This window comes from Xanthomonas sp. DAR33341, from assembly GCF_003992815.1.
Taxonomy (GTDB): Bacteria; Pseudomonadota; Gammaproteobacteria; order Xanthomonadales; family Xanthomonadaceae; genus Xanthomonas; species Xanthomonas cissicola.
On sequence record NZ_QEYV01000030.1, the window covers coordinates 1 to 20,488 of the forward strand.

General features: G+C 62.8%; 13 protein-coding genes, 1 other RNA gene and 1 pseudogene. 10 read left to right on the top strand and 5 right to left on the bottom strand.

Annotated features, from left to right (window positions below):
- The first annotated feature begins 210 nt into the window (after positions 1-210).
- Positions 211-1,293 (top strand): YopJ family acetyltransferase, encoded by a 1,083-nt coding sequence (locus EO156_RS14620; protein WP_230577961.1) that lies wholly within the window; start codon positions 211-213, stop codon positions 1,291-1,293.
- 88 nt (positions 1,294-1,381) lie between these two features.
- On the opposite strand, the gene EO156_RS14625 is transcribed toward EO156_RS14620, so the two are convergent.
- A non-coding RNA gene (locus EO156_RS14625) (sX9 sRNA) lies at positions 1,382-1,458 on the bottom strand.
- A gap of 896 nt (positions 1,459-2,354) precedes the next feature.
- Between EO156_RS14625 and EO156_RS14635 the strand changes: the two genes are divergently transcribed.
- From EO156_RS14635 to EO156_RS14650, 4 genes are all read left to right on the top strand, one after another.
- Entirely contained in the window at positions 2,355-5,513 is a 3,159-nt protein-coding gene (locus EO156_RS14635; RefSeq protein ID WP_026007022.1) for a TonB-dependent receptor, read from the top strand.
- Between the two features lie 326 nt (positions 5,514-5,839).
- Positions 5,840-6,598 (top strand): SapC family protein, encoded by a 759-nt coding sequence (locus EO156_RS14640; RefSeq protein WP_016850094.1) that lies wholly within the window; start codon positions 5,840-5,842, stop codon positions 6,596-6,598.
- 4 nt (positions 6,599-6,602) lie between these two features.
- Entirely contained in the window at positions 6,603-7,655 is a 1,053-nt protein-coding gene (locus EO156_RS14645) for a cupin-like domain-containing protein (protein ID WP_003489550.1), read from the top strand.
- 40 nt (positions 7,656-7,695) lie between these two features.
- Entirely contained in the window at positions 7,696-9,213 is a 1,518-nt protein-coding gene (locus tag EO156_RS14650; protein WP_016850093.1) for a tryptophan halogenase family protein, read from the top strand.
- Positions 9,214-9,426: 213 nt separating this feature from the next.
- On the opposite strand, the gene EO156_RS14655 is transcribed toward EO156_RS14650, so the two are convergent.
- From EO156_RS14655 to EO156_RS14665, 3 genes and pseudogenes are all read right to left on the bottom strand, one after another.
- Positions 9,427-10,434 carry an MBL fold metallo-hydrolase gene (locus tag EO156_RS14655; RefSeq protein ID WP_016850092.1) on the bottom strand — a complete coding sequence of 336 codons (1,008 nt, stop codon included), beginning with the start codon at positions 10,432-10,434 and terminating at the stop codon, positions 9,427-9,429.
- Positions 10,435-10,570: 136 nt separating this feature from the next.
- Positions 10,571-10,969 (bottom strand): hypothetical protein, encoded by a 399-nt coding sequence (locus tag EO156_RS14660; protein ID WP_016850091.1) that lies wholly within the window; start codon positions 10,967-10,969, stop codon positions 10,571-10,573.
- Positions 10,970-11,372: 403 nt separating this feature from the next.
- Positions 11,373-12,770, bottom strand: a pseudogene (locus EO156_RS14665) (trypsin-like peptidase domain-containing protein).
- A 575-nt stretch (positions 12,771-13,345) separates the two neighbouring features.
- Between EO156_RS14665 and xopAP the strand changes: the two are divergent.
- Positions 13,346-14,527: a XopAP family type III secretion system effector gene (xopAP, locus tag EO156_RS14675; RefSeq protein WP_313905351.1), complete on the top strand. Its 1,182-nt coding sequence runs from the start codon at positions 13,346-13,348 to the stop codon at positions 14,525-14,527.
- A gap of 352 nt (positions 14,528-14,879) precedes the next feature.
- Here xopAP and EO156_RS14685 read toward each other — a convergent pair whose 3' ends face one another.
- The gene (locus tag EO156_RS14685; RefSeq protein ID WP_003491039.1) at positions 14,880-16,262 is read right to left on the bottom strand and encodes an APC family permease; all 1,383 of its coding nucleotides are present in this window, start codon (positions 16,260-16,262) and stop codon (positions 14,880-14,882) included.
- Positions 16,263-16,454: 192 nt separating this feature from the next.
- Between EO156_RS14685 and EO156_RS14690 the strand changes: the two genes are divergently transcribed.
- The 4 genes from EO156_RS14690 (at position 16,455) to EO156_RS14710 (ending at position 20,401) form a co-directional block, all read left to right on the top strand.
- Complete coding sequence (locus tag EO156_RS14690; protein WP_029829276.1) at positions 16,455-17,219, top strand: LuxR family transcriptional regulator; 765 nt, start codon at positions 16,455-16,457, stop codon at positions 17,217-17,219.
- A 101-nt stretch (positions 17,220-17,320) separates the two neighbouring features.
- A complete protein-coding gene (locus EO156_RS14695; RefSeq protein WP_230577962.1) occupies positions 17,321-17,527 on the top strand; it encodes a hypothetical protein in 207 nt (68 codons plus the stop codon).
- Positions 17,528-17,600: 73 nt separating this feature from the next.
- Positions 17,601-18,542 carry a proline iminopeptidase-family hydrolase gene (locus tag EO156_RS14700; protein ID WP_016850084.1) on the top strand — a complete coding sequence of 314 codons (942 nt, stop codon included), beginning with the start codon at positions 17,601-17,603 and terminating at the stop codon, positions 18,540-18,542.
- 797 nt (positions 18,543-19,339) lie between these two features.
- Complete coding sequence (locus EO156_RS14710; protein WP_016850083.1) at positions 19,340-20,401, top strand: pectate lyase; 1,062 nt, start codon at positions 19,340-19,342, stop codon at positions 20,399-20,401.
- Positions 20,402-20,488: the final 87 nt, after the last annotated feature.

Sequence of the window (20,488 nt, forward strand, 5' to 3'; positions counted from 1 at the left end):
ATCTTGAACTCATCCGTATACCGCTTACTGCTCATGGACACCTCCGAATCAGCCATTTTCCATGGCCTTGAGATGTCTAGGAAATCCTGGGCGTATCACTCAACTTCTGCGGCAATGCCTTCGTCGTCCCAGCCAGGACTTCGGTGAGGCCAAGCGAATCGGAGAACTAGTCACCAAACTTGCATCCTACAGTTACTGCAGGAGATCACCATGGGACTATGCAATTCAAAGAGCGTGGCAGGCTCGGTGGCAGGCTCACCTATAGCAACTTCGCCTGAGCATTATCCAAACAACGCCACAGAGCAGACCACCCCTTCTAGGCCTTCATCTGCCGAGGCGTCCATGTCACCCAGCCTGCATGACTTGGCGGCACTCGGCTCTCCCCGAGCGAGGCGGGCCCGCTCGGGGACATCCGCCGGTCCCTCCGGCAGCGGCATCATCGCAGGGCAAGTGCCCTTTCCTTATTCGCCGTCCGAACCTACGCTCGCGGCTCAATTGCAGAACTTCATTGACGCGCTGGAGCACGCCGAGCGTCAAGGAAAACAATATCCGGCGGCCGAACTCGATCAGAAGTTCCAGCAACAGGTGGTGGCGGCCCAGAATCACATCCACCCCAATCTCGAGGTGAAGGTCTTCGATGCGTCGGCATCCGAGCCGAATGCCTTGCGGCAAGCTATTGTCAATACCAGGCGGGGTCAGCGGTGGCGCGCCGTCGTTAACGTGGAGCGGATCCATGGAAAGGGAGCGCCAAGCCATGGCATCGCGGTGGACGTGACGGGAGGTCGTGGCAAGGTGTCCGTCTTGGCGGTCGACAGCGTATGGGGATGCACCGACACGCTGTCCGTCATGACCGCCGCGTTGAAGGGTGTGAAGAACGCGACGCTGACCATTCTCAACACGGGCACGCAGAAGGATGTCATCAACTGCAAGACCTTCGCCCTGGCGAATGCAAAGGCGATGGCGGATAACCATGACTTGATTGTGGATCTCCACAAGAAGAATTTTAGAGGGAAGATCGTCGGGACGAGCGATACCATCAACGACGTGGACGTCACGATCGCGCGCGGCTCCGACGTGCTCGATGCGAGCTTCTTCCGGCATACGACGTCGAAGGACGTTTTCGACGATCTTCCCGCGCATATCCGGGAACCATTGGAGGAGAGCTTCGCCCAGAACTTCCGGGAGATCGAGGCGGGAGGCAAGCGCAGGGCGTACAACACCTCCATCCAACAAGAGAGGCTCAAGTACCTGCGGGATGCGCTGCTTTTCGCCGACTCCGGGTACGGAAGCTAAGCGCTCCAGGAGCCCACGAGGTGTCCCTGAGATAATTGAGGCTCGGCAGGATTCGTGCAAACATCTTTTAACTTACAGTATTTAAAGTGGCTAACAAAACGGAGCGAGCGGCCGTCAGGCGGACGCGGACGGCGCGCCCAGAACCGCAGCGTACGAGTGGTACATGAGGATCCGAGCACCGGCCGCGTCCGCCTGGCAGCTGTGCAGTAGTTTTCCGGCTGCTCTTAGCTAACTTTTGGCTTGTTTTAAACGAATCCCTGCCGACACTCGCGAAGCGTGCACCTTCTTCTTCGCGCAATGCTCGTCGCTGCACTGACACACAGGCGATGTGCAATCGGCAGGCGCATGCAGTGCGTTGCCGCGTCCGGTGCAGCGCCGACTTCGACATGCGCAATCCAGACGCGCGGCACTGGTCATGATCCAGATTTGCGCAATCGCCGCATTCGACCTCAGCGCGACACGTTCATTATGCAAATTTCACCGTTCGATCCGACGGTTTTTGCGTAATGCCGTGATAACGCTTACAGCCCCGCCAGCATTGAAAACCGCATGCGGGCTCAAGCGACTGCGGTATCGGCTGTAACAGTGCATAGCCATCACTATGCTGCAACGCACGGTGACAAGCCCTCTCTGCCCTGACTAGGCTGCGCGGCATGTTAGCGCTATCACTGGCTGGCACGTCGTGCAAAGGACCTGCAACAAACGCAGCAATGGCGGAGCAGCGCCGTCGCTGCGGCGGGGACGCGCAGGCACACCGCAGGTCGACGGTCGAAGGGGCGATCGGCAGCCTGCGTGCTAGGGGACAGATCGAGGGCAACTGAACAACGTCGAGCGGTTGTTGCGTGGTGCGTGTGGCGCGGTGAAAGGACGGAGATGCTGGCAGAGCATGTCGATCCAAGCGCCGGCTGCGCCCGCACGGCACATGCATGGCGTTGGATTGGTGGCTTCAGCAGTTGCAGCAGCGTTGGCCACGGCCTGTCGGGCAGTGGCCGCGATTCCGCCGTATCGCATGGCGCGATATCGGCCGTTGGCGGTTGGACTCCACTCCCGAGGACACATCGATGCGTCGTACGTTGAACAGCTTCAAGTCGAAGGCCATGTTCACCTTCGTTGGTGGCCTGTTGGTCATCAATCCCGCCTTTGCGCAGGATGTCGCTCCGCCGCCTGCGCCGGTGCCGCAATCCAGCAGCGATTCGGCCACCACCCTGGATGCGGTCAACGTGACCGGTATCCGCAACAGCCTCAACCAATCGATGGGCATCAAGCGCGATGCCGCCGGCGTGGTGGATGCGATCAGCGCCGAAGACATCGGCAAGTTCCCGGACACCAACCTGGCCGAATCGCTGCAACGCATCACCGGTATTTCCATCGAACGCCGCGATGGCGAGGGCGCGCAGGTCACCGCACGCGGCTTCGGCCCGCAGTTCAACACCGTCACCCTCAACGGCCGTCTGATCCCCGGTGCCGATGCCTTCGGCGCGCCCGGCCAGACGCCGATCGGCGGCGTGGATGTCGGCACGCGCGCGTTCAACTTCGCCCAGCTCGCCTCCGAAGCCATCACCGGCATCGAGGTGTTCAAGACCAGCCGCGCGACCGCGCCCAGTGGCGGCATCGGTGCCACGATCAACATCCAGACCGACAAGCCGTTCAATCACGACGGCGTGGTGGCCAATGCCGGTGCCAAGATGGTGTCGGACCGCTCCGAGCCCTTCGGCGATTCGCTCACCCCGGAGGTGTCGGGCATCTTCAGCTATACCAACCCGGACAAGACCTTCGGTATCGGCCTGAGCGCCAGCTACCAGAAGCGCCATGGCGGTTCGGTCCAAGCCACAGAAAATACCTGGAACATCCAGCGTTGGACCGGTACCGACCCGGCGCTGCGCCCGGACGCGGTGGTGACCAATGCCCCGGCGATCGGCCAGTTGTACGGCATGCCCAACGATCTGCGCTATGCATTCGCCGATTTCCAGCGCGAGCGTATGAATGGCCAGGCGGTGATGCAGTTCGCACCGACCGACAGCCTGACCCTGACCCTGGATTACACGTATTCGGCCAACGAGATTCGCGAAGAGCGCGGTGAGCAGGGTATCTGGCTGCAACGTGCCAACAGCTTTACCGATCTGACCTTCGATACCGGCCAGGCCGTGGCTACGCCGGTCTATCTGCGCGATGTGCCCAACGGGGCGAAGGACTTCGGCATGGAACAACAGCGCAACGAGCAGAAATACACGCTCGGCTCGCTGGGCTTCAATGCCGATTGGCAGGTGAGCGACCGCTTCCAGTTGAGCTTCGATGCGCACAATTCCAAGACGCAAAGCTTGCCCAACGACCCGACCACGGGCGGCAGCGCGACCTATTTCAGTTTCGCCGGCACCAACAACTGCACCAATGGGCCGTACTGCGGCGGCCAATGGGGGCAGGAACTGTGGTTCAACAATTCCTTGCCGATCGGCGCACGCACCTGGTACCCCACTGCGGCCGATTCGCTGGCAAACACCAATGGCGTGGTCAATCCCGCCTTTACGCCCGCCGAGCTCGGCTCGCAGGTGTTGCGCATTTTCTACCAAAAGCAGGTGACCGAAACCAAGGAAGGACGCCTGGACGGAAAGTTCGACTTCGACGACGGGCGCTTCCAGTTTGGCGTGAGTTCGACCAACACCACCATGCAACGCCGAGTCAGCGAGACCAACTCGCCGCTGGGCGATTGGGGCGTGGCCAATGCGGGCAACGAGCCGGGCATGGTCGCGTTGCTGCAGCCGGTGAGCATCACCGGCATGTTCAAGGATTTCAATCCCAGCGGCGCGGCGTCCAGTGCATGGCGTGGCGATGCCGATCAGCTTGCGCTGTGGGGCGGAAGCCAATACGGCGCAACCACGCGGTACAACCCGCAATACACCGCAGACAACCGGGTGGAAGAAAAGACCCGCGCGGCCTACGTGCAGTTGGAAATTGCCGGTGCCATCGCGGGGATGACCACCAATACGCGGCTGGGTTTGCGCTACGAGCGTACCGACGTGGAGTCCACCTCGCAGGTGGCCACGCCCACCGCGCTGCTGTGGCTGTCCAACAACGACTTCCAGTTGATCCGCTCCACCGACCAGCAGCCTTTCAGCGAGAAGACCAGCTACAACTACATCCTCCCCAACATGGACTTCAGCATCGATTTCACCGATTCGCTGAAAGGCCGTGCCTCGTTCGGCCAGACCATCGCGCGCGCGCCGTACAACAATCTCATCGCCGGGCCCACGCCCAACACTCCCAACGGCTCGATCCTGATCAACCCGTCCAACCGCGCCGGTGGCGACTCGCAGACGCCCACGCTCGATCCGTTGGAATCGGACAACCTCGATCTGGCACTGGAGTGGTATTTCGCCGACGCCAGCTACGTCTCAGCCACGTTCTGGAACAAGCGCGTGAGCAATTTCATCGGCAACACCGTCACGCGTGAATCGCTGTACGGACTGACCGACCCCACCTCGGGGCCGGATGCCCAGGCCGCACTGGCGTTCCTGCAAAGCGGGGCCTGCGCCGCTCAGGTGGGCGCGGCCGGCAACGATGTCGCGGGTGCGTGTTCGGCCAACGACACCTCGCTGTTTGCGGCCATGGCGCTGCTGCGCAATGCTGCTGCCACCGGCGGGCTGAGCGCCTACAACGGCAGTTCGGCGCAGAGCCTTGCGCTGGAGAATGCCTACGATATCGCCGGCAATGCCTCCGACCCGCTGTATCAGTTCGATGTGTCGCGGCCGATCAACCAGAACAAGGCCAACATCCATGGCTGGGAACTCGGCGGCCAGTACTTCTTCGGCAGCACCGGGTTCGGCATCTACGCCAACTACACCATCGTGGAAGGGGATGTGGCCTTCGATAACACGGTCATCGATCGCGATCAGTTTGCGTTGCTCGGTCTGAGCGATACCGCCAACGTCATGCTGATGTACGAAAAGTATGGCTGGAGCGCACGCCTGGCCTGGAACTGGCGTGACGAATACCTGATCGCTGCCAACCAGGACAATGCCAACCGTAACCCGTACTACGTCGAGCCGTATCAGCAGTTCGACCTCAGCGTCAGCTACGCATTCAACAAGCAGCTGTCGGTGGGCTTCGAGGCGATCAACCTGACCGGTGAGGACGTCCGTTGGCACGGCCGCTCGGAGAAACAGATCATCCGCCTGATCGACCAGCAGCCGCGTTACACCCTGGGCGTGCGGTACGCGTTCTGAACCATCACGCGTTGTTCTAGCCGTAATATTGCGGTCGCTATCGTGTGATGGCGGCCGCAACCGGCTATTGCGCCGTTGCTCGCGTGCGGTCTGCAGCCGGGTATTGCCGCAGCGCCCGCGCCGTCGGGGTATAGGCCGTCGGCCTTGCAGTGCGCACGCATGCGTCACTTGCCGGCTTCGCAGTAACGCAGCATGTTGCTGCCCTGCGGCTTGCCGGCGCACGCTTTTTTGGCAATGCTCAGCATCGATATGCGCGCGGGGAATGCGTGCGACCGAATTCCTCCATGACTGCAGTCCTCCGCGACGGACGGCTGCTGGAGCTTTAGATGACGCGATACGCAGTGCTCAACAACGTGGCGCATCACGACCTGCGCGTGATCCTGCGCTTTGGTGCGGAATTCGGCGATGCGGTGGGCGTGGTGCCGGCCTTCGTGACCGAATATGCCGAGCTGCAACGCGAGTACCCGCTATTCTTCCGCAAGGATCCGGCCGGGAGTGGTTACCAGCCGGTGGCGCTGCTGGGCTTCGCACAGGATGAAAACCTGTTTCTGCAGGACGGGCGCTGGAATGCCAGCTACCTGCCGGGCATCGTTGCCAAGGGACCGTTCCTGATCGGTTTCCAGGAGCAACACGTCGACGGGGCCTTGGTGCAGGAGCCGGTGATCCATGTCGACCTGGAACATCCGCGCATCAGCCGCAGCGAGGGCGAGGCGGTGTTCTTGCCGCAAGGCGGCCACAGCCCGTATCTGGAACACATCATCGGCGTGTTGCGCGGCATCCGCGATGGGCTGGACGCGGGGCAAGCGATGGCGGCCGCCTTCGAGGCGCTCGGCCTGATCCAGCCGGTGCGGCTGGACGTTGCGCTGGATGCCAGCCATGCGACGCAGTTGCAGGGCTTGTTCGCCATCGACCGCGAGCGGCTTGCCGCCCTGGATGCGCAAGCGCTGCAGCAGTTGCATCAGGCCGGCTATCTGGAAGGCGCCTTCCTGATGCTGGCATCGCTGCACAATGTGCGCCGGCTGATGGCCGAGAAGCAGCGCCGTCTGCAGCAGTCGCACAGCGCCCCCGTTGCCGCGTACGCCTGAGCGTATGGCCGCACGTGCAACCGATCCGTCTGTCGCCGCAGGCGCCGCCATCGCCATTGCCGAGCGCAGCGATTGCGGCCCTGATGGATTGCCGCTGCCCGCACTTTGCGACGCCGCCGAGCCGGTGGTGCTGCGCGGCGTTGCGCGCAACTGGTCGCTGGTGCAGGCCGGGCTGCGCAGCGCCGATGAGGCCATGGCGCTGTTGCGCGCACACGACACGGGTCGCCCCCTGCAGTATTCCTATGGCGGCCCGGAGATCGGCAGCCGCCCGTTCTATCGCGACGATTGCAGCGCGCTCAACTTTCATGTGCAGCGCGGCAGCGTGAGCACCTTGCTGGATGCCATTGCGGCACATCGTGACGACCCGCAGCCGCCCACCTATTACCTGGCCTCGTTGCCGGTGGACGCCAATTTGCCAGGGTTGCGCGCGCACAACGATCTGGATGTCGCGGCCAACGGTGGTCAAGTGCAGCCCAGCATCTGGATCGGTAACCGCGTGATCGCCTCGTGCCACTACGATGCGCTGGATAACCTGGCGTGCTGTGCGGTCGGGCAACGGCGCTTTACGCTGTTTCCGCCGGAGCAGGTCGCCAATCTGTATCCGGGTCCGCTCGATCCCACGCCGGGCGGACAGGTGGTGAGCATGGTCGATGTCGCCCATCCGGACCTGCAACGCTTTCCGCGTTTTGCCGATGCCTTGCCGCATGCGCGCAGCGTGGTGCTGGAGCCGGGCGATGCGTTGTTCATTCCCAGCATGTGGTGGCACCACGTCCAATCGCTGCATCCGTTCAACGTGCTGATCAACTACTGGTGGAGCCGTGCGCCAGCGCACCTGCCTGCCGCGATGCCGGCGCTGTATCACGCGCTGTGGGCGATTCGCGACCGCCCCACAGCGGAGAAGCAGGCATGGCGCGCGTTGTTCGATTACTACGTGTTCGGCCCTGCCGAGCAGGCCGGCGAGCATCTGCCCGAACCGGCGCGCCATGCGCTCGGCCCGATCGACCCCGTGCTGTCGCGGCAGCTGCGCGCCATGCTGATCGGCAAGTTGAACCGCTGATGTGCGGCATCGCCCCCAACCCATTCCGCAGGAGTGCGCAGTGACTCAGGCTCAGATTCGCAAGGTGGTGATCGCCGGTGGTGGAACGGCCGGCTGGATCGCTGCCTGTGCGCTTTCGCATCAATTCCGCAATTTGCTGGACATCACCCTGATCGAGTCCGAGCAGATCGGCACCGTCGGTGTGGGCGAATCCACGGTGCCGCCCATTCGCACCTTCCACCGGTTCCTGCAGATCGACGAGCAGGAATTCCTGCGTGCGGTGGCGGGTACCTTCAAGCTATCGATCTCGTTCGAGCATTGGCGCCGCCACGGCGAGCGCTACATCCATCCGTTCGGCATCACCGGCCAGAGCACCCTGGTGTGCGCGTTTCACCATCTGTGGCTGGAAAGCCAGCGCCGCGGCATGCCGGGTAGCTTCGGCGATTACTGCCTGGAGACGGTGGCCTCGCGGGTGGATCGCTTTGCGCTGCACGGCGAGCCGGCAGTCAATTACGCCTATCACCTGGATGCGGCGCTATATGCCAAGTTCCTGCGCGCGCGCAGCGAGGCCTGCGGCGTCAAGCGTGTCGAAGGCAGGATTCAGCAGGTGACCGTGCAGCCGCACAGCGGCGATGTCGCCAGCCTGGTGCTGGAAGACGGGCAAACGATCGAAGGCGATTTGTTCATCGATTGCAGCGGCTTCCGTGGTCTGCTGATCGAGCAGACGCTGCACACCGGCTACGAAGACTGGAGCCATTGGCTGCCGTGCGACCGTGCGGTGGCGATGCAGACCGAAGCCCTCGGCCCACCGGTTCCCTACACCCGCGCCATCGCGCACGAAGCCGGCTGGCGCTGGCATATTCCGTTGCAGCATCGGGTCGGCAACGGCCTGGTGTTTTCGAGCAAGCACCTGTCCGATGACCAAGCGCACGCCAAGCTGCTGCGCGATGTGGCTGCGCCTGCCGTCAGGGAGCCCTGGATGGTGCCGTTCCGCACCGGCCGCCGGCTCAAGGCCTGGAACAAGAATGTGGTCTCGCTCGGCCTGGCCAGCGGTTTTATCGAGCCGCTGGAATCGACCAGCATCCATCTCACCATCTCTGCGGTGGTGCGGCTGCTGGCGCTGTTTCCGGCCGAAGGTATTGCGCCCTCGCAGGTGCAGCTGTTCAACGACGTCAGCCGCGCTGAAATGGAGCACGTGCGCGACTTCGTCACCTTGCACTACCACGCCACCCAGCGCGACGAACCGTTATGGCAGCAATGCCGGCAGATGGAACTGCCCGAATCGCTCGCGCTGCGCCTGCGTGCCTGGCGCGAACGCGCGCACGCCTGGCAGGGTGCCGATGAACTGTTCCGCGTCGATTCCTGGACCCACGTGCTGATGGGGCAGGGCATTGCGCCCGAGCAGCATCACCCGCTGACGCGCGCATTTTCCGACCACGACCTGCGCCGCCTGCTCGACGGTATCGCCCAACCGATCCAGCACGCCGTGCAGCAGATGCCCTCGCAGCAGGACTTCATCGAACGCTACTGCAAGGCCGGCGAACAGGTGTGGGGAATGCGCAACCCTGTGCCTGCCTAGCGTGTCATGCACTTTTGAGAAGAGATGCAACCCTCCGGGAAGCGCCCTGTGGCGCGCCGATACCGCGTTACGCGCTTGCCCAGGCGGCCCGCCTGGGCCGCAGCGCACGCCTTGTCGCGACGCGGCACAGGACGCTTCGCACCCACCTCAACGGACATAACACGCTCTGGCGCCGCATTGAATCGCTGCGGGCGGGCGCAGTGCGCGCCCGTGCTACAGCCGCATCAGATCCTTGCCCACCACGATCGGCCCGGCGTAATGCTTGCGCGCGCCTTGGCTCCACATCGCATCGGTGATGGACGCATCGCCCCCGGGGACGAAGTGATTGAGCACGAGCATCTTCGCGTTGGCCGCAGCCGCAATCATGCCGACCTCTTCGCTGGTGGAGTGGCTCTTGAGCAGATGGTCAAGCAATGTCGGCGCGTTGTCGTTGGTTTTCAGCATCGTTTGCAGCGCCGGCAGATACATCACTTCGTGGACCAGCACGTCGGTGTTCTTGGCGAACTCGGCCAGCGCGGGCAGGTAGCGCGTATCGCCGGAGAACACCACGCTGCGGTCGGGCGCCTCGAACCGGTAGGCAAAGGCCGGCTTGAGGGTGTAATGGTCCACCAAGGTGGCAGTGACGGTAACCTGATCGTTCGTCAGGACGGTGCCGGGCTGGTCGAACTCATGCACATGAATGAGCGCTTCGAACGGCGGACGGCCTTCCTCACGGATGCGTGTCTGGATGTCGATGGCATTCATCGCGACGAAGGCATCCACCATCCTGGCGATGCCGGGTGGTCCATACAGATGCACCGGCGTCTGCAGGCCACTGGCCCAGGCCAGCCACACCACGTTGAGCAGATCGGCGTTGTGGTCGGAGTGGTGGTGGGTCAGAAAGATATCGCGCAGCATGGGCAGCCCAATGCCAGCCTTGGCTAGTTGCTGCGCCACGCCGTTGCCGCAATCGACGAGATACGGTTGCCCGTCGATGACCAAGGCATTGGCGGCCGCCGCCCGCAATGGCGAGGGTGTCGGGCCACCCTTGGTGCCCAGCAGCACCAGCACGCTGCCCTTGGTCGGAAAGGGTGCAGTCGGCGCGGGGCCGGGCTGGGAAGATGTTTGTCGTGCTGGGGGACGTGCAGCAGCGCCGAGCTGCCCCACCGCAGTCAGCGCACTCGCAGCTAATGCAGTGCGTAGCAGCGTGCGACGGGAACGGGAGGGATGAGATGCGGTCATTGCGGCTCGTGTCGATGTGCGTGGGTTGAGTGTCGATGCTATTGTGCGTGTTGTATACACAATACGGCAGGCGTCGCTGGCAGCGGTCCGAAACAGCGGCCCATGCGCTGTTTTTTCGCAGCTCCTGCTGCCAATCTCAGAATTCGCGCGCAATGAATTGATCCAAGGCCTGCGAACGATAGAACGCCATGCATTGGGCGAAGATGCGATTGAAGGGGCCACGGCGCGCTTCGTCCTTCATCGGGACTTCGCGCTTGTCCAAACCCGCCGTGTTGGCATCGACAAAACGCTGCAGGCGGTCGGTTGCGCCGGCCTTGGCGTTGTCCATCGCGTAGGTAGTCAGCAGATACGAGCGGTCGCGCAGCTGATCGGGTGCGTACTTGCCGCTATGCGTGTAGTTGTCATCCAGGCATCGCTGCAGTGCGTAAGCCTTGATGTCCTCGCGATCGGCCGGCTTGCCGGCCGCCAGGGCAGGGATTTGCAGCGCCAAGGCAGCAAGGGTGATAACCCACAGTGGGGTATGTATGCGAACCATGGGCGGCCGTTGTGAAGGAAAAGACCCAATCAGTCTGCATCATTGCGTCGCTCGCCGCCGGTAGCGCAGCGTTGGTGCAGCCGAAGCCAATCTCGCATTGCCCGATTTGCCGAAGTGAGTCTTGTACACGCACCGTGGCGGCAACGCACCGACGCGCTTGTTGGGCGAGGCTGCAAAATAAGCAGCTGTGGAGCGATGCCTCGCGCGAGCGCATCACGCCATTGCCATGAGTACGTGGCAAGAAGATGGTGGTGTCATTCGAAGGCGTGCGGACATTGCAGCGTAAGGGGCAGCGCATGCACCCATCGCTGAACCATAGACGCCTCGCCCGGCAAACGGATTGCCGGACCAAGCGCGATCAAGCGTGGCAGGCGCAACATCGCCTGCCACGCGGCTTGGCCGCTTACTGGCCGAAGTAGGTAGAAATGGTGGAATACACGTCCGAGAAGCGCGAGTAGTAATCCGGATCGGTCTGCGCGCTGCAGAACGAATAGCCGCCATACAGGCCGCCACGCAGCTGGTAGGCGCCACCGCTGGCGATGGTGAACAGGCCCGAGCCGGACGAGCCGCCTTCGGTGACACCGTCGTTCCAGACCACACGATAGAGCGGGCTCTTGCCATCGATGGAGCTGCTCAGCGCATTCACCGTACCCAGCGAATACTTCTTGACGTCGCCCGATGGGTGATGGATGCCGACAATCGAAGTACCGGTAGAACCGATCGCCGCGCTATTCCACGCTGCGTAGAATGCGCCGCTTGGCGGTGCGGTCTTCAGCTCCAGCAATGCGGTGTCGCGCGTGGTGTTGGCATGCCGCAGGAATGCGCCGCCCGTCAGTGTGGTTGCCTGCGAGCTGACCGTACTGCCATTGCAGCTGGCCGCATCGTAGAACCAGTATGTCTGCAGCGTGTTGGCCACGGTCTGCGTGCTGATGCAATGCGCCGCAGTCCAGAACAGGTTGCGTTTGGGCGAATTGGTATTGTTGAGCAGGGTGCCGGTGCACAGGAACGAGCCCTGGCTGGTGGTGAACACCATGCGCGCCACTGCCTTTGCGGCGCTGGTAAAGCCGGTCGTGGGGTTGGCACGGCAGACGATATCGTTCTGACAGGAATCGCTTTCGCCGATGGCAATGGTCATCATGTCGCGCGGGCTGGCAGTGGGGCTGATATCCAGATGCGACAGCTGCGGGATGCTGAGGCTGAAGTTCTACGGATACAGCCCGGCCGGCAGCGACAGTTCGACCAGCAGGTCCTCGCCACTCACCGTCGGCGACCACCCGATGTCGTTGCCGCTGGCAGCAAAGCTGGCGCCGGATTGCTCGAACACGCGACCATCGTTGCCGGCAAAGCGCAGCGTCGCCTTGGACGGGTCGCCAGGCGTTGCACCGGCGCCACGCAGGATCAGCGATGCACGCAACGATGCCGCCTGTGCGGAGCTGACTTTGAGGCTGGCCACGCGCGAGCCATCGGGAGCCATCTGCCAATCGAGCCTGGACAGGTTCACCGTCGGCTGTGCGACTGCACGCGAAAAACCGATCTGCAACGGCTGCCCCTGCTTGACCTGCGCAATGCGACGCTCGCGCACACGGCCGATCTCGGCACTGGTGGGTGCGGCAAGTTGCACCACGCGCGTGGGCAGAACGCCGCCGCGTAAACTCGCCGATTGCAACGTTGCCGCACCAAGCTTGGCCGCCTGCGGCGCGGTGGTGACCGGCGCTGCATCCATCTCGGTCGGTGGAGCGGCCGCTGCGGTGCCGGAAATAGCGGAAAACAACGCCAGATACATCGCGTTCTTGCGATTCATGGGTAGTCCTTCTCGTCAGGGATCGTCAGGCTGCAGCGGGGGCTGCAACAAGCGGGCGCCATCGTTGGCGCCGAACGAGCCTAGCGGAAGTTCAAAGATGAATATGTGCTGAAAATCTCTTTCGGGAATGGAAAGTCGTTCTCAGTACAAAGCTCGCACGAGTCTGCCAACCATTGGGCCGTCGTGTCGTCGGCCCGGACGTCGCGGTAGCTCCCAGGGCGGTCATGTTGGTTCTGGTCAGCAGGTGCAAGTCCAGCATCCTGCTGCGCAGTGGCAGCTTGGTGTCTTTAATCCACGTGATCCTCGTGGTGGCGATCAGCGCTCCTAGGGCCCTGGGAGACCTCACCCCGGCCTGGAGGGATGCACAGCGATAGTGAACCCTTCGTTCGTTTTCACGGCGGTGGACGACATCTCTGGCTGCTTGCCAGGCGGGGGATATCACCAGAATCTCTGCGCACTCACGTGGAACATGTCGCATGCGAACCACTTCAACTTCTTTTCCACGTCTGCCGCACGCGCAATCGCGCGAGAGCGATAGCTGCGTGCCTGTCTCCGCTACCGCTTTCCCCTGGCACGTGCGCGAGAGCGCCAGTGCGTTTCCCGGTCTCAGCGCTGCGCCGGTCAAACGCGTACGCAAAGTGACACAATCAATCGCGGCTGATGCGTCGCGGTCATCTGGCATGTGTCTGCCGCAGGTAGATACCCAGGTATGCGATCTCGTCAGCGCGATTGCCCAAGTGGATCATGCATCGGCGCAGCCACACGGACAGGATCCGCAATGGGAAATGCGCTGCCGCACTGTACTCGAAAGCATGCGCGCATGCGCAGGCGAATCCTACAAGGGCGATCCGGCGACGGTGGCTGACATCGATGGGTTGCATCTCAATGTGCCGATGTCCACGCGGCGGTTGAAACTATGGGAGCGAGAGACCGACGACGTGATTGTCGTGGTGCTGGGTTTTTCCGGTACATGCCTGGATGCGACCGACGACCTGTTATGCGACATGAAAAGCCAGATCGCGCAGGTACACGTCAACGTCTTCGACGAGCGCCTTCCGACCTTGGGCAAGGTTGGAGCAGGCTGGCAGGAATGGTGGCAGTCCGAAGCTCAGTTGCCGCGCGCCGACGGAACCGTCATGAAGGACGTGCTGAAACGCTACACGAATCGCGCGCGGGAGAGCGGCAAGGCATTGTCGATGTCATTGACGGGACACAGTCTGGGCGCAGCAGCGGCCACGGTCGCCGGTTTCGATATCACGCACTTTCTGCGCGCGGCCGGAGCCCCGGGCAAGATCAGCATTTATTCGTTCAATCCGCCGCGGCTCGGGCCAGCCGGCGCCGACAAACACTATATGCAAAGCTTGAGATCGAAGTACAGCGAGCTGCGATTCACGCTGCGCCAGTTTACGCGCGCTCTGGATCCGATCCAGTCGGTGCCCTTTTTCATGCATCACCCTCACTGGGATCACCCCGGGGCTGCTGACGAGCGCGCCGGCAGCACCAGCGGTGATCGCTTCGCTCAGTTCACCACCGTGACGGACGGCCCGGCCAGCACTGTCAACCTGGCGGACAATCACGAATTGACGTTGTGGCGACCTTATTTCCTGTCCAAGATCGAGCCGGCCGATCTGCAGCGCATCTTTTCTCCCATGGAAGTGCCACAAGGGACATCCGGAGACCGGCGTCTTCCCCGCAGGCGACTGTTCACTTCGTTGCTGCCGTACCGCGAGCCGCCGGCCAATAGCCGGCCGGATTAAATAGCCGGCAATCAATTGCGAATAAATTTTCTAGGCCAAGAGGGATTTTCTAAAGTGTTATCAATCCTGACCCCTGGCCATGAAGATCGCTCGCTGCACGTCAAACCGGCGCCAGGCAGTGCTTGGACTGCGACATGCCCGTGGCACGTCGTGGCAGCATCTCGCGAAAACGGATTCATGGTTGAGCGATCGTCCATTTCTGCAACTAGAGCCCTGCGTATCCGCATTGCTGGCGTGATGCACCACGCTGATGACGCGTTTGAGGTTGCCCAGCACGAATTTGACCCGTCGCGCTCCGCGGCACCGGTGGGCCAGGAGTAAGCCGGCACAACAGACGGTGCTGCTGTGGCGGCTATTCCAGCGCGTCGCTGGCGCGGAATTCGGTGGAGCGTCCGCTGAGTTTCAAAAACGCCAGTACCGCCAGCCCTACCGCCATCCACGCAGCGCCGCCCAGTTGTGCATGCAGATCGGCATTGAGCAGCACGTAGGCCAGGATGACGATCCCGATCAAGGGTACCGCGCCATGCAGCACATGCCGGCCCTGGGTGCGGAAGTGCCACAGCACTGCGATATGCAGCAGCACGAAGGCGGTCAGTGCGCCGACGTTGCACAGCGACGACAGCAGCGCGATCTGCCCGACGAAGACTTCGCCCAGTACCAGACTCAGGCCCGCCACCAGCAGGATCGCGCGCTGCGGCACGCCGGTGCGTGGGTGGATGTAGCGCAGAAAGCCCGGCAACTGCCGGTCGCGCGCCATGGCGAACAACAGCCGCGAGGTGGCCGCCTGTGCAACCAATGAATTGGCGATTGCCGCGCTGATCGCCACGGTGAGCGCAATGACGATCTGCAGCCATGGCCCGGCGATCAATCGCCCGATCTCGAAGAACGCATCGTTGGATGCCTGCGCGCTTGGGTAGCGCTGCAGGGTGGGCTGCAGCAATGCCGCCAGCCAGGTTTGCAAGACAAACAGCCCTGCCACGATCAGCAATGCCAGCAAGGTTGCACGTCCCACCACACGGTTGCCGCCGCGCGCTTCCTCGGACATGGTGGAGATTGCATCGAAGCCGAGGAACGACACCACCGCCACCGACAACGCGCTGAAGATCAACTGCGGAGAAAACGCTTGTGGGTTATACAGCGGGCGCCAGCTCCAGTGCGCCCCATTGACGCCGCGCTGGATCGCCAGCGTCGCCAGCACCACGAACACCGCCAATACCAGCAACTGCGCAAGCAGGAAAAAGCGATTGGCGCGTGCGGTGGTTTCGATGCCACGCAGGTTCACCACCGTGTTGAGCACCACGAAGAACGCAATCCACGCCGGCTGGGGTACCGCCGGCAACACGGTATGCATCGCATTGGCGCCGACCACATACAGCAGGGTCGGCACCAGCAGGTAGTCGAGCAGAATCGCCCAGCCGGCCAGAAAGCCCATGCCGCTGCTCAGCCCGCGCCCGACATAGGCATACACCGAACCCGCCACCGGAAATGCCTGCGACATCTGCTGGTAGCTCAGTGCGGTGAACAGCATCGCCACGAAGCCGACCAGGTAGGTCAGCGGCACCATCCCGGCACTGATGTCGAAGACGCCGCCGAAGATCGAGAACGGCGCCGTGGGCACCATGCACACCAGCCCGTAGATCAACAGATCCTTGAGCGTGAGCTGCCGCTTGAGCTCCTGTGCGTAGCCGAAGCGTTCCAGCGTGGCCGCATCGTCGCGGCGTGGTGTGTCGATCATGCAGGTGTCCGCTGAAAGGAATGCCGGCACGCAGCGCAAGCGCCTGGACGACCTGAACGCCGGTGCCATGCTGCCGCCATACGACCGGCATTGTGACGATAATGTGGCCGGCAAGCCCATCCATTGGCAAAAGTGCTAGGTTTTCCATGCTGGATGTCATCTGCTGGCAACCACCGGTACCGAAGGATCACCATGTTCGACATTCTGGCCAGCCTGGGCCGCGATCTGCAGGCGTTGCGGACGCTCGATAGCTGCCTGGACCGGGTATTTGGCGATGTCTGTGCGCTCGGTTTCCAGTTGCTGGTTTACGACTACGCGCCGGTGCCCCTGAGTCTGGAGGGGGCGCTGATCACGCCAACGGTGTTCATGCAGCGCAATGCGCCGGGCGATATGCAGCATGTGTGGTGCGAGCACGGGTACTACCAACATGACCCTGTTCAGCAACGTGCAACGCGACGTACCACGCCGTTCGTATGGTCGTACCGCACCGACGGCCATTGCCCCGGTGTGGAATATGTGGGCGGTCAGCACCGGCAAGTGACCCGGTATCTATGCGATAGCGGCATGGGCACCGGTGTCACCGTGCCGCTGCATTTGCCTGGTGGCGCATTCGCCACCTTCAGCGGCGCGATCGATGCCGCGGCGGCACAAGCGCCGCGTTTGGCCGAAGCGCAGTTGCTGCCCTTCCTGTTGCTGGCGCATGCCTTCCAGTCGCGTGCGCAGGAGTTGCTGGATCCACAGGAACGCCGCTGCCACCACATCGCGCTGACCCGCCGCGAGCGCGAATGCCTGCAATATTCGGCCAAAGGCCTGACGTCCAAACGGATCGCCGCGGCACTTAACCGTTCAACCGCCACGGTAAACCTGCATCTGAATTCAGCCGCCCGCAAGCTGGGCGCACGTAACCGCGTGGAAGCAGTGGTGCGTGGTATGCACTATCGGTTGTTGGAGCCATAAGCATTATTCGAGCGTGCCTGCGTCGCTGCGGTACCGCGGCGACGCAGGTTTCGCAGTGGCAGAGCGCATATGGAATGCCGCTTCGCTGGCGCGACCCACCCGTGTTCGAAACGCTGATCTGTTCTTGGACCGAATGGAGTCCAGTGGCGCTCGCAGATGCGATAGATGCGATGATTCGAAGCCGGCATTTCGATCCAAAAGCGGTGCTGAGTCGCGCGCTCGCCGTTGCAGCCGGCGACGCGCCGCGTTCGATCGAACCGGCTATCGGCCAGCACCAACCGCGCATCCGGGCGCGCCCAAACCTGTGAAATTTGCCAGTTAACGCCGCTCGGCGCGCTCGCTAGGCTCGGGCCTCATCATTGCCGTAGGCAGGCGCAGGTCATGCAGTGCACCGAGGGTTACGTCGAATTCCGCGGCTACCGCACCTGGTACCGCATTACCGGCGACCTGTGCGCGGATGCCTGCCCGCTACTGGTGCTGCACGGCGGTCCCGGGTGCACGCACGACTACGTGGACAGCTTCAAGGACCTGGCGGCCAACGGCCGCGCGGTGATCCACTACGACCAGCTGGGCAACGGCAACTCCACCCATCTGCGCAATGCCGAGCCAGGCTTCTGGACAGTGGGGCTGTTCCTGGACGAGCTGCAGACGCTGATCGCGCATCTGGGGCTGTCGCAATACGCATTGCTGGGCCAGTCCTGGGGCGGAATGCTGGCAGCCGAACATGCGGTGCGCCGTCCGGCTGGCCTGCGGGCGCTGGTGATCGCCAATTCGCCCGCCTCGATGGGGTTGTGGCGCGCTGCTGCGCTGCGCCTGCGCGCGCGCCTGCCCGAGGATATCCAGGCAGCACTGGACGAGCACGAAGCCGCCGGTACGCTGGATCATCCGGCCTACCGCGCCGCCAGTCAGGTGTTCTACGCGCAGCACGTGTGTCGCGTGCTGCCGTGGCCTGCCGAGGTCGCGCGTACGTTTGCCGCCATCGACGCCGATCCAACCGTGTATCACGCCATGAACGGCCCGACCGAATTCCACGTGGTGGGCAGCCTGCGCAACTGGAGCATCATCGAGCGCCTGCACCGCATCACCGCACCCACGCTGGTGCTCTCTGGCAAGTACGATGAAGCCACGCCGGAAACCGTCGAGCCCTATGCGCGGTTGATTCCGGATGCGCGCTGGCACGTGTTCGCCAACTCCAGCCACATGCCGCACGTGGAAGAACGCGTGCCGTGCATGCGCCTGGTCGGCAATTTCCTGGACGATCAGACACCGTGGCCCGGTGGCCAGATGTTGCGTTCGTCCGCACTGGCCAATCGCGCTGTTTGAGCGTGCAGGGTGCGTGTGCGATGGCCAGCGGGCCGATCGACCGCACTGCGTTTAGCTGCCTGCCTGCTGCGATGATGCGGCGATGGGCGGACACCATCAATCCGTGCCTGCGATAGATGCCCTGCAGCGTCGTCTGCTTGCATCGAGGCAAGCGCGGCGCTGCATGCGTTCCGCGCATCCGTGTCGATGGAGGTTCGAGCACGGTCGCAGGCCCGCTTCAAGCTGCCGGCCCATGTTGATGCGCCGGCGTCGCAGTGCACACGCCGCAGCGTGGGAGGCATCGCAGGCTACTGGCGGCCAGGCGCGTAAGCGCTCTGATGCGCTGCGACGGCGCTCGCGCGCGACAGCTTGCGTCCGCAGGTTCGTGCCGATGTAGAGGCAAATGCTGCATTGCATGACGGCAATGCAGGGGCCAGCTGCGATCGCCAGGCACGCTGATTGCGTCCATGCCTGTCGCTGCGATCGGCATGTCGATCGTGACGGTTGCAGGCGCGATCGCTCTGCGCGTTCGAGCACGTGCGTATCGCCGGCATCTGCAGGCACACGACACCTGCATGCGTCGACCAAGACAGGGCTAGTCGCACCGCAATGGCGTGTCCTGTCCTGGCTGTCCTTCGCTGTCCCTTTTGCATGTCTCGGAAAGAGAACGCCGCGGTGTGTCTAAATTTCGAAGATGAATAATTGTTTTATGTTTTAAATCGCGCGAAGAATGCAGCCCCCCACGCACTGCATTGCTGTTGTCGTCGCCACTGCGCAGACGGCCTGCATTGCTTGTCGACTTCTTTGGGAGAGGCTACATGATCATCAAGACGCTCCAGGGCGCACTCGCGCTTGCACTGTCCGCTTGCGCCGCGGGCGCGATTGCCGGCCCGGTCGGCTACGGTGCCGCCACCACCGGCGGCGGCAACAAGACAGCGGTCAACGTGGCGACGTTCGAAGCGGTGCAGGCCGCCATCGACAACTATTCCGGTAGCGGCGGGCTGGTGCTCAACTACACCGGCCAGTTCGACTTCGGCACCATCAAGGACGTGTGCGCGCAATGGAAGTTGCCGGCCAAGACAGTGCAAGTCAAGAACAAGAGCGATATCACGATCAAGGGCGCCCATGGCTCGTCGGCGAACTTCGGCGTGCGTGTGGTGGGCGATGCGCACAACGTGATCGTCCAGAACATGACCATCGGTTTGCTGCAAGGCGGTGAAGATGCCGATTCGATTTCGCTGGAAGGCAACTCCAGCGGCGAGCCGTCCAAGATCTGGATCGACCACAACACCATCTTCGCCTCGCTCACCAAGTGTTCCGGTGCGGGCGATGCCTCCTTCGATGGCGGCATCGATATGAAGAAGGGCGTGCACCATGTCACCGTGTCCTACAACCATGTCTACAACTATCAAAAGGTCGCGCTCAATGGCTACAGCGACAGCGACACCAAGAACTCGGCTGCACGCACCACGTATCACCATAACCGCTTCGAGAACGTGGAATCGCGCTTGCCATTGCAGCGGCGCGGCTTAAGCCACGTCTACAACAACTACTTCAACAATGTGTTCACCTCAGGCATCAACGTGCGCATGGGTGGGGTGGCGAAGATCGAGTCGAACTACTTCGAGAACATCAAGAACCCGGTGACCTCGCGCGACAGCAGCGAGATCGGCTACTGGGACCTGATCAACAACTACGTTGGCAGCGGCATCACCTGGAGCGCGCCGGACGGCAGCAAGCCCTACGCCAATGCCACCAACTGGGTGAGCTCCAAGGTGTTCCCGGAGTCGCTGGGCTACATCTACACCGTGACACCGGCGGCACAGGTCAAGGCCAAGGTGATCGCCACGGCGGGTGCGGGCAAGAACCTGGCGGAGTGACCGGGCGCGCACGGAGTCGCGAATGCGCGGTAGCGAGCACTGGTCAGATGGACGTGGAGGGCGCGCAGGAAGCGCGGCGCTTTGGTC